This is a genomic window from Kitasatospora sp. NPDC057198 (assembly GCF_042670125.1).
Taxonomy (GTDB): domain Bacteria; phylum Actinomycetota; class Actinomycetes; order Streptomycetales; family Streptomycetaceae; genus Kitasatospora.
Genome location: NZ_JBHUWH010000359.1, coordinates 1 through 8,307 on the forward strand (window position 1 = coordinate 1; position 8,307 = coordinate 8,307).

General features: G+C 74.5%; 9 protein-coding genes. 4 read left to right on the forward strand and 5 right to left on the reverse strand.

Annotated elements, in window-relative coordinates:
* A partial coding sequence (locus tag ACFUEL_RS29880; RefSeq protein ID WP_380239894.1) for a LuxR C-terminal-related transcriptional regulator occupies window positions 1–1,619 on the forward strand: 1,619 nt, incomplete at its 5' end.
* 176 nt (window positions 1,620–1,795) lie between these two features.
* On the opposite strand, the gene ACFUEL_RS29885 is transcribed toward ACFUEL_RS29880, so the two are convergent.
* The gene (locus ACFUEL_RS29885) at window positions 1,796–1,954 is read right to left on the reverse strand and encodes a hypothetical protein (protein WP_380239895.1); all 159 of its coding nucleotides are present in this window, start codon (window positions 1,952–1,954) and stop codon (window positions 1,796–1,798) included.
* Window positions 1,955–2,205: 251 nt separating this feature from the next.
* Here ACFUEL_RS29885 and ACFUEL_RS29890 point away from each other — a divergent pair, with 251 nt between their 5' ends.
* Complete coding sequence (locus ACFUEL_RS29890) at window positions 2,206–2,412, forward strand: hypothetical protein (RefSeq protein ID WP_380239896.1); 207 nt, start codon at window positions 2,206–2,208, stop codon at window positions 2,410–2,412.
* Window positions 2,413–2,491: 79 nt separating this feature from the next.
* Here ACFUEL_RS29890 and ACFUEL_RS29895 read toward each other — a convergent pair whose 3' ends face one another.
* Window positions 2,492–3,721 (reverse strand): glutathionylspermidine synthase family protein, encoded by a 1,230-nt coding sequence (locus ACFUEL_RS29895; protein ID WP_380239897.1) that lies wholly within the window; start codon window positions 3,719–3,721, stop codon window positions 2,492–2,494.
* Between the two features lie 4 nt (window positions 3,722–3,725).
* Window positions 3,726–4,076 carry a hypothetical protein gene (locus tag ACFUEL_RS29900; protein WP_380239898.1) on the reverse strand — a complete coding sequence of 117 codons (351 nt, stop codon included), beginning with the start codon at window positions 4,074–4,076 and terminating at the stop codon, window positions 3,726–3,728.
* Between the two features lie 146 nt (window positions 4,077–4,222).
* Here ACFUEL_RS29900 and ACFUEL_RS29905 point away from each other — a divergent pair, with 146 nt between their 5' ends.
* Window positions 4,223–4,645 carry a DUF350 domain-containing protein gene (locus ACFUEL_RS29905; RefSeq protein WP_380239899.1) on the forward strand — a complete coding sequence of 141 codons (423 nt, stop codon included), beginning with the start codon at window positions 4,223–4,225 and terminating at the stop codon, window positions 4,643–4,645.
* A gap of 355 nt (window positions 4,646–5,000) precedes the next feature.
* Here ACFUEL_RS29905 and ACFUEL_RS29910 read toward each other — a convergent pair whose 3' ends face one another.
* Window positions 5,001–5,882: a LysR family transcriptional regulator gene (locus ACFUEL_RS29910; RefSeq protein ID WP_380239900.1), complete on the reverse strand. Its 882-nt coding sequence runs from the start codon at window positions 5,880–5,882 to the stop codon at window positions 5,001–5,003.
* Window positions 5,883–5,963: 81 nt separating this feature from the next.
* Here ACFUEL_RS29910 and ACFUEL_RS29915 point away from each other — a divergent pair, with 81 nt between their 5' ends.
* Complete coding sequence (locus tag ACFUEL_RS29915; protein ID WP_380239901.1) at window positions 5,964–6,932, forward strand: EamA family transporter; 969 nt, start codon at window positions 5,964–5,966, stop codon at window positions 6,930–6,932.
* A 46-nt stretch (window positions 6,933–6,978) separates the two neighbouring features.
* On the opposite strand, the gene ACFUEL_RS29920 is transcribed toward ACFUEL_RS29915, so the two are convergent.
* Window positions 6,979–8,025, reverse strand: coding sequence for an NlpC/P60 family protein (locus tag ACFUEL_RS29920; protein ID WP_380239902.1), 1,047 nt, complete (start codon window positions 8,023–8,025; stop codon window positions 6,979–6,981).
* Between the last annotated feature and the right edge of the window lie 282 nt (window positions 8,026–8,307).

Sequence of the window (8,307 nt, forward strand, 5' to 3'; positions counted from 1 at the left end):
ACACCGCGGCGGCCGGATCGCTGCTGCGCGAACTGCTCGCCGAGGCCGACCTCACCCCCGAACGCCGGGGACGGGCCGCCAGGGCGCACTCCGGGCTCGCCGCGAACGCCGCCTACGACGCCCCCAGCACCGAGGTGCTGGCCGACATCATCGCCGACCCGCGGCTGCCGATCGCGGACCGCGGCGAGGTCCGGCTGACCCTCGGGCTGCGGGTGGCGGTCCAGGGCGGTGACCGGGACGGCTTCGCCCTGATCGAACAGGCCGCCGACGAGCTCATCGCCGAACGGCCGGCCCGCGCCGCCCGGGCCCTGGTCGCGCTCGCGATGAACGAGCGCGACGGTGAGGGAGCGGCCGCCTGGGAACGGATGGCCAAGGCCGCAGCCGCGCTGGAGAACGAACCCGACGAGGAGGTGGCCGCCGCCCACCGGGCCACCCGGCTCACCTTCCAGGCTCGCGAGGGCGACCCCGGGCTGTGGCCCGAACTCGACCGGCTGCCGCGCGACGCCTCCAGCCCCGAACTCGTCCGGCAGACCACCCGGGCCCTGTTCAACGTCGGCGACATCGCCATGGAGACCGGCCACGACCAGCGGGCCGGGCGGCTGCTCACCGAGAGCCGCGCCCTGGCCCGGCAGGCCGCCGTCTCCTACCTGGAGTGCTACAGCAGGATCGCCCTGCTGCGCCTGGACGGCCTGGCGGGGCGCTGGCAGGGGCTGGAGGAGCGGTTCGAGGCGCTCGGCACCGAGTACCCGGACGTGGCGATGGCCCGGGTGGAACGGGCCATGCTGTTCGGTCGGATGGCCGCCTCGCGGGGCCGGCTGGCGGTCGCCCGGGCCGAGTTCGAGTCCGCCGCCAGGTACGGGGAGCGGGAGTCGCAGGTCACCACGGCGATCAGGGCCGCCGCCGGGCTGGGTGCGGTGGAGCTGGTGGAGCGCGGCGCGGAGGCCGCCGCCGTCGTGCTGGGGCCCGCGGTCGCCATCCTGCGGCAGGCCGGGGCGTGGGCCCGCGGCGGGGAACTGCTGCCGATCGGAGTGGAGGTCGCCCGGGGCACCGGTGACGAGGGCGCGGCCCGGCACCTCACCGAGGAGGCGGCGGAGGCGCTCGACGGGGTGGACGCGCCCGCCGCGCACGCGGGGCTCCACCAGGCGCGGGGCGTGCTGCTGGAGGGCACGGACCCGGGCGGTGCGATCGAGTCCTTCCGCCGGGCCAGGGACGCCTGGCGGGACATCGGCCGTCCCTACGAGGTGGCGAAGTCGGAGGAACGGCTGGCGCGGGTGCTCGCCGACCGCGACCCGCAGACCGCGGCGGAGCGGTTGGCGGCCGCCGAAGCCACCTACAACACCCTCGGAGCGGCCTCCGACGCCGCCCGCTGCCAGCACGTCCGGCGTGATCTCGGGCTGGGACGGATGGCCTCGCCGGGGCGGCGCGGCTACGGCGAGGCGCTCTCGCCGCGCGAGCGGCAGGTCGCGGAGCTGGTGGGCCAGGGCGTCAGCAACCAGGACATCGCCCAGGTCCTCTTCCTGTCGCCGCGCACGGTCGAGCACCACGTGGCCAGTGTGCTGCGGAAGCTGGGGGTGGGGCGGAAGGACGTGGCGGAGGCGCTGGCCGAGAGCGAAAGCTGAGAGCACGCTGTACGGGTACGGGTACGGGTACGGTGCAGGCCCGGGGCGGTCACGCGTGCCGGGACGCGTCGGTGCTGACGGGCGCTCAGCTGCCCGGGGCCACGGGTGGGTGGCGGCCCGTCAGCGGTGCAGGGCGGCGGAGGCGGTGGCGGTGGGGGTCGTGGTGGTGGCCGGTGTCAGGGGCGGGGGCGGTGGGGGAGCCGGGCGAGCCGGGTGAGGGTGGCGCGGCGGGTCTGGCGTTCGACGGTGCCGCGGCGCGTAACGGTCGCGGGCTGGTCGGCGAGGGTGGTGAAGTGCTCGCTGGCGTACAGGCGGAAGCGCTCGCGGCGGGTCATCCGGACCTCCGGGTCGGGGGTGGGAGGGAACGGGTACCAGCCAAGCGGGGAGCGGGTGCGGTGATCAATGCGTAGCGGTACCCATCGTGGTGGGCGAAGGGTGGGTAGTGGACTGGCGGGGGCGGGGGTACCCAGGGTTCGGGGCGGATGTTGGGTAGGGGATACGCATTGTTCGGCCGCCGGGGCGGGGCTTTGCTTGGAGCGTTCCCGACGACGGCCGCCAGTCGGCCCCGGCCGCCCAGGAGGTTTCGATGACCCGCCGTGAACTCTTCCGCCGTTACGCCGCCGAGCACTTCACCGCCCCGGACGTGTCGGCCGGCGGCCGGGCCCGTTGCCGGGGGACGGTCGAACGGCAGACCAGCCGCGCCCGACTGGCCTCGCTGGCACGGATCGCCCCCCAGTACCCGGTGCCGGCGCAGCGCCCGTACGGTGCCCGGCCTGCGGGCTCGGACGGCTGAGGGCGGGGAACGGGCCGCGGGAGGACGGGCCGCGGGAGGATGTGCGCCGCCCCCGGCGGGGAGCCGGGGGCGGCGGGGGTCAGCGGATCAGGTGGGGCAGGAAGCGGGCGCCCTGGTGGGTGATGGGGCTGTCGTCGGTCTCGCGGATGCCCAGCCCGGCGGACTCGCCGTCGACGACCCAGGTGCCCAGGACGGGCCGGTTGCCGTCGAAGTCGGGCAGCGGGTGGTACTGCTGGTAGCAGTAGCCCTCGGCGCCGTAGCGGTCGGGGTCGCCGGCCCAGTCGGCGAGCCGGGTCTGGCTGCCGTCGGGCTCGACGATGCGGATGCCGGCGCCCTCCCGGCCGAGCAGCGGCTTGGCGGCGTAGCCGGGGCCGCCGGGATCGGCGAGTTCGCGCGGGCCGTCGAGGTAGGCGGGCAGCAGGTTGGGGTGCCCGGGGTTGAGCTCCCACAGGACGGCCAGCAGGGCCTTGTTGGAGAGCAGCATCTTCCAGGCGGGCTCGATCCACAGCGTGGAGCCGGTGCTGCCCCCCAGATCGATGACGTCCAGCAGGTGGTCGGCGAACTCGTCGTCGACCAGCCACTCCCAGGGGTAGAGCTTGAACGCGGAGCGGATGAAGCGGTGCTCCAGGTCGACGAAGCGGCCGGACATCTCGTCCCAGCCGATGTCCTCCATGGCGATGCCGACGGTCCGCAGGCCGGCCTGCTCCGCGCACTCCTGCAGGTAGAGGGTGGTGAGCCAGTCCTCGCCCTCGGTGTCGCCGCGGGAGTGGGCGAAGTGGACGGGGCCGGGCGGCAGCAGGTGCTTCTGGCCCGCCCAGGACTCGACCAGCCGCTCGTGCAGGGAGTTCCACTGGTCGGCCTCGGGGAAGCGCTCCTCCATCCAGAACCACTGCGGTCCGGCGGCCTCGATCAGCGAGGTCGGGGTGTCGGCGTTGTACTCGAAGAGCTTGGCCGGTCCGGTGCCGTCGTAGGCGAGGTCGAAGCGGCCGTACACGCTGGGCTGCTCCTCGCGGCGGCGCCAGGACTCGGCGACGACGGCGGCCAGCCGCGGGTCGGTGATGCCGAAGTCGGCGAAGCGGCCGGTGCGCACCACGTGTTCGGCGGCGGCCAGCGAGAGTTCGTGGAGTTCCTCGACGACCTCCTCCAGGGCCTCGACCTCGGGCAGTGAGAACTCGTAGTAGGCGCTCTCGTCCCAGTAGGCGTGCGGGCCGCCCTGGTTGCACGGGTCGGAGCACATCGCGTACACGAGGCCCTGGGACTCGACGGTGGCCAGCCAGTCGGGGCGCGGGGTGATGGTGTGGCGGCGCAAGAGATCAGCCCCCGCCCGAGTTGCTGCCGCCACCGCTGCTGCTGCCCTTGGGACAGCCGAAGCCGCCGCGCTTGGCGGCGGACTTGCTGAAGGTGCCGCCGCTCGCGGTGGTGCTGCCGTAGCCGCAGTAGTACCACTGGCCCGCGCCCGAGCCGCCCGCCGAGCAGGAGTGCGAGTCCAGGACCTTCAGGGTGGTCGGGTCGACGCAGCGGCTGGGCGTCCTGGTGGACGAGGAGCAGCCGGAGAGGGTCAGCGCGAGGGTGCCGACCATTCCCAGGGCGACGAAGCCCGAGCGTCGGCGGTTACCGGGCGTCGGCCGGTCCGGTCCGGTGGCGGAGGAGGGCGGCGGTGTCATGGCGGATCATCGTACGCGTGCCGCCGGATGATAGGGGAGGGGACCCCGGAAACTGACGTGACGCCAGGGGCATGGGATATCTTTTGCCGATCCTTGACCGAGCTGCGGCCCGCGCGGCCGCCCCACCCTCCGGGGAGCACCCGCAGATGAACGACATACTCCACGGCCTCGGCGCGGCCGCCGTCTACGGCCTGGTCGGCCTGGTCCTGCTGCTGCTCGGCTACCTGCTGATCGACCTCCTCACCCCCGGCAAGCTGGGGCGGCTGATCTGGGCCGAGGGCAACCGCAACGCGGCCGTGCTGCTCAGTTCGGCACTGCTCGGCGTCGGCGGCATCGTCTACACCGCGATCCGGTACACCTACGAGGACTTCGGCAAGGGCCTGCTGTCCACGCTGTGCTTCGGCGTCCTGGGCCTGCTGCTGATGGCGCTCGCGTTCTGGCTGCTGGACCTGCTCACTCCCGGTCGGCTCGGCGCGATCCTGGTCTCCACCGAGCCGCACCCGGCGGTGTGGGTGTCGGCCAGCTGCAACCTGGCCGCCGCCGCGATCGTGGCCGCCTCGATCGCCTGACGGCCCGCTCGGGAAGGGCCGTCGGGTCAGCGGCCGGCGGCCGCGCGGCAGGTGGCGCTGCGCCGCGTCGTACCAGCGGCTGGACGGCAGGCCCGGGTGGTGGACGGGCGGGATCCCGTCCCGAACGACCGGCCGGGAACGGCCCCGGGGCTCTGCTCGGACATGCTGCTCCCGCACGGACCGCGGGCGCGGCGCCGGCGCGGTACGGGCACAGCGCCGGCGCGGTACGGGCGCAGCGCCGGCGCGGTGCCGGGCCGTCGCTCGGAAGCGGGGGGCACGGGGGCGCAACGCGCCGGAGACCTGACGGGTCGTCGTCCGGCTGTCGGGCTGGGGGCAACTGCTGGGCGTTGCCGGTTCAGGCGGGGTCCTCCGGGACGCCGAGCAGGGCGAGGAAGGCCGCGGTCGCCGGGCTGGGGCCGGTGCGCGGCCAGACCACCGTCTCGATCCGGGTCGGCGCGTCGGTGACCTCGACGACGGCGATGCCGGTCAACCGCGGGACGTACGCGGCGGGCAGCATGGCCACCGCCAGCCCCGGGCCGACCAGGTGCGGGATGTAGGACGCCTCGTCGACCTCGAAGGCCACGTCGCGCACCAGCCCGGCGGCGGCGAACGCCAGGTCGGTCTGGGCGCGCCCGGCGCTGCCTGCCGGGAGGTCGACGAAGGGCTCGGCGGCCAGTTCGCGCAGCGGCACCCGCTCCCGGGAGGCCAGCGGGTGGTCGGGGGCGACGGCGGCGACCAGGCGGCCCCGGGCGAGCTCGCGGGCCGTCACGCCCTCGGGCCGGAAGGTGGTGGGCAGCCCCAGGAAGGCGACGTCCAGGGCGCCCTGGCGGACCTGCTCGACCAGGTCCTTGCTGGCGCCCACCCGCAGGCCGATCCGCACCTGCGGGTGCCGACCGCGGAACTCGCGCAGCCCGGCCGGGATGTCCACCGCGGTGACGGTCGAGATCAGCCCGACCGCGAGCCGTCCGCGCACCTCGCCGACCGCCGCCGCGACCTCGGCGGCCGCCCGCTCGGCCGCCTCCAGGCACTGCCGGGCAGCGGGCAGGAACGCCTCCCCGGCGGCGGTCAGCCGGACCTTCCGGCTGGTGCGCTCGAACAGGCGGGCGCCCAACTCGCGCTCGAGCCGGGCGACCTGGTGGCTGAGCGCCGACTGCACGACCAGGCAGCGCTCGGCGGCCCGGGTGAAGCTCAGCGTCTCGGCGACCGCGAGGACGTAGCGCACCTGCTGGAGTTCCATGGGATCCATCGTGAACCGAGATCGATGAGCTGACAAGCATGTGTTGGACTCATCGATCGGGCCGGGCCCAGACTTCCGGACATGAGAGCGAACACCGGCACCACCCCGACCGACAGCCCGCTCGACACTCCCTCCCCGCACGCCGGTCCGCCCCGGGACGGCAGCGGTGCCGGACCGGCCCCGGGCACCCTGCGCCGCACCGCGCTCACCGCGCTCGCCCCGATGGTGTGGGGCACCACCTACGTGGTCACCACCGAACTGCTGCCCCAGGGGCACCCGATGTTCGCCGGCCTGCTGCGCGCCCTGCCCGCCGGACTGATCGCCCTGGCCCTCACCCGGACGCTGCCGCGCGGCGCCTGGTGGGGCAGGGCCGCCGTGCTCGGGGTGCTGAACATCGGGCTCTTCCTGCCACTGCTGTTCACCGCCGCCGAACGCCTCCCCGGCGGCGTGGCCGCCACCCTCGGCGCCGCCCAGCCGATGATCGTCGCGCTGCTCGCCGTCCCGGTGCTGCGCCAGCGGCTCTCCGTGCGGCGGCTGGGCTGGGGGCTGGTCGGCGTGCTCGGTGTCGGGCTGGTGGTGATCGGCCCGAGCGCGTCGCTGGACGCCGTCGGCGTGGCGGCCGGGCTCGGCGGCGCCGCCACCATGGCCCTCGGCGTCACGCTCACCAAGCGCTGGGGCCGCCCCGAGGGCGTGGGCCCGCTCGCGCTGACCGGCTGGCAGCTCACCGCCGGCGGCCTGTTCCCGCTGCCCCTCACCTTCCTGTTCGAGGGCGCGCCCCCGGCGATCGACGGCCGCGCCGCGCTCGGCTACCTGTGGCTCAGCCTGGTCGGCGGACTGCTCACGTACGCGCTCTGGTTCCAGGGCATCGGCCGGCTCCCGGTCGCCGGCGTCGCGGTGCTCGGACTGCTGTCGCCGCTGGTCGCGGCGGTGCTCGGCGCGCTGCTGCTCGGGCAGACCCTCGGGGTGGTGCAACTGCTGGGCTTCGCGCTGGCACTGGCGTCGATCGTGGCCGGGCAGCTGCCCGAGAGGCGGGCGGCCGCCCGTACCTGAGCGGCCGGGTGCGGGTTGCGGGTTGCGGGTGCGGGCCGCGGGCGGTTCAGACCCGGCGGATGGTGCTGATCGGCAGGGCGTCGACCGCCATGGTGCGGACCGGCGCCCCCGGCTTCGGCGCGTGCACCACCGTGCCGTTGCCGATGTACATGCCGACGTGGTCCCGGGTGCCGTTCGAGTTGTAGATCACCAGGTCGCCCGGCTGGGCGTTGTGCCAGTCACGGCCCACGCTGCTGCCGACCCCGGCCTGCTCCTGCGAGGTGCGCGGCAGGTGCACGCCGGCCTGGGCGTAGGCGTACACCATCAGCCCGGAGCAGTCGAAGCTGTTCGGTCCCTGGGCGCCCCAGAGGTACGGCTTGCCCCGCTGGGCGAGCGCGATGTCCACGGCGCTCTGGGCGGCGGCGCTGCTCGCCTTCGGGAGCGTGGAGAGGTCGACCCGGTCGGAGCCGCGCGAGGCGGTGCCCTCGTTGTCCGCGAGGACCGCGGCGCGGTCGGCGGCGCTGAGCTGGTTGAGCAGCCGGCGCGACTCGGCCAGTTTGGACTGCACCTGGTTCTTGGTGTCGTTCAGCGTCCGGGTCTCGCCGTCCAGTTCGGCCAGGACCGCCGTGGTCTCCTGCTTCTGCTGGTCCAGGCGACGCTGCTGGTCCTTGAGCGCCTTGAGGACCTCGCTCTGGGTGCTGGCGGCCTGGTCGAAGGAGGACGCCTTGGCGAGGTACTCGTCCGGGTCGGAGGAGAGCATCAGCTGCATCGACGGGTCGACGCCGCCCTGCCGGTACTCGTCGGCGGCCACCACCGCGAGCCCCGCGGACAGTTCGGTCAGCTGCTCCTGGCTGCGGGCCACCTGGTCCTGCAACTGGCCGGCCTGCTGGCGCAGCCGGTCGGCCCGCTCCTTGGCGCCGTTGTACTTCTCGGTGGCCTGCTCCATCTCCTCGGAGAGCTTGTCGACCTGGGCCTTCACCTCGTCCTTGGACGGCTGGGCCGGTGCCGCCTGAGCGCCGACCTGGGCCGAGAGGGCCACCGCGGTCGCGGCGGTGCCCGTGAGGACGGCCAGTCGGGCGCGGCTCGGCTGCTTGGGACGGCGATGGGAGGCCATCAAGGCTCCTTCTTCCGGTGCTTCCAGTCGGACGGCCCATTCGTTCGAGTGATCGTCCGAATATGGGTTTGAAGCCAGACCGTAATCAAATACCGGCCCCGCGTCCACTCCCGCACCGCTGAACCCGGCTGTCACGGAGGAGTCCTGAGTGCGCGTCAACCGGAACCGGCCGGGAGGCGGTGCGGGAGGAAGGGCCGGTTCGACCGGGCGGACGCATCACCGGAGCGGTCCGGCTGAAGGGCGACCGGACGTCCGGGACGCACCGGATCGACGACTCCGGGC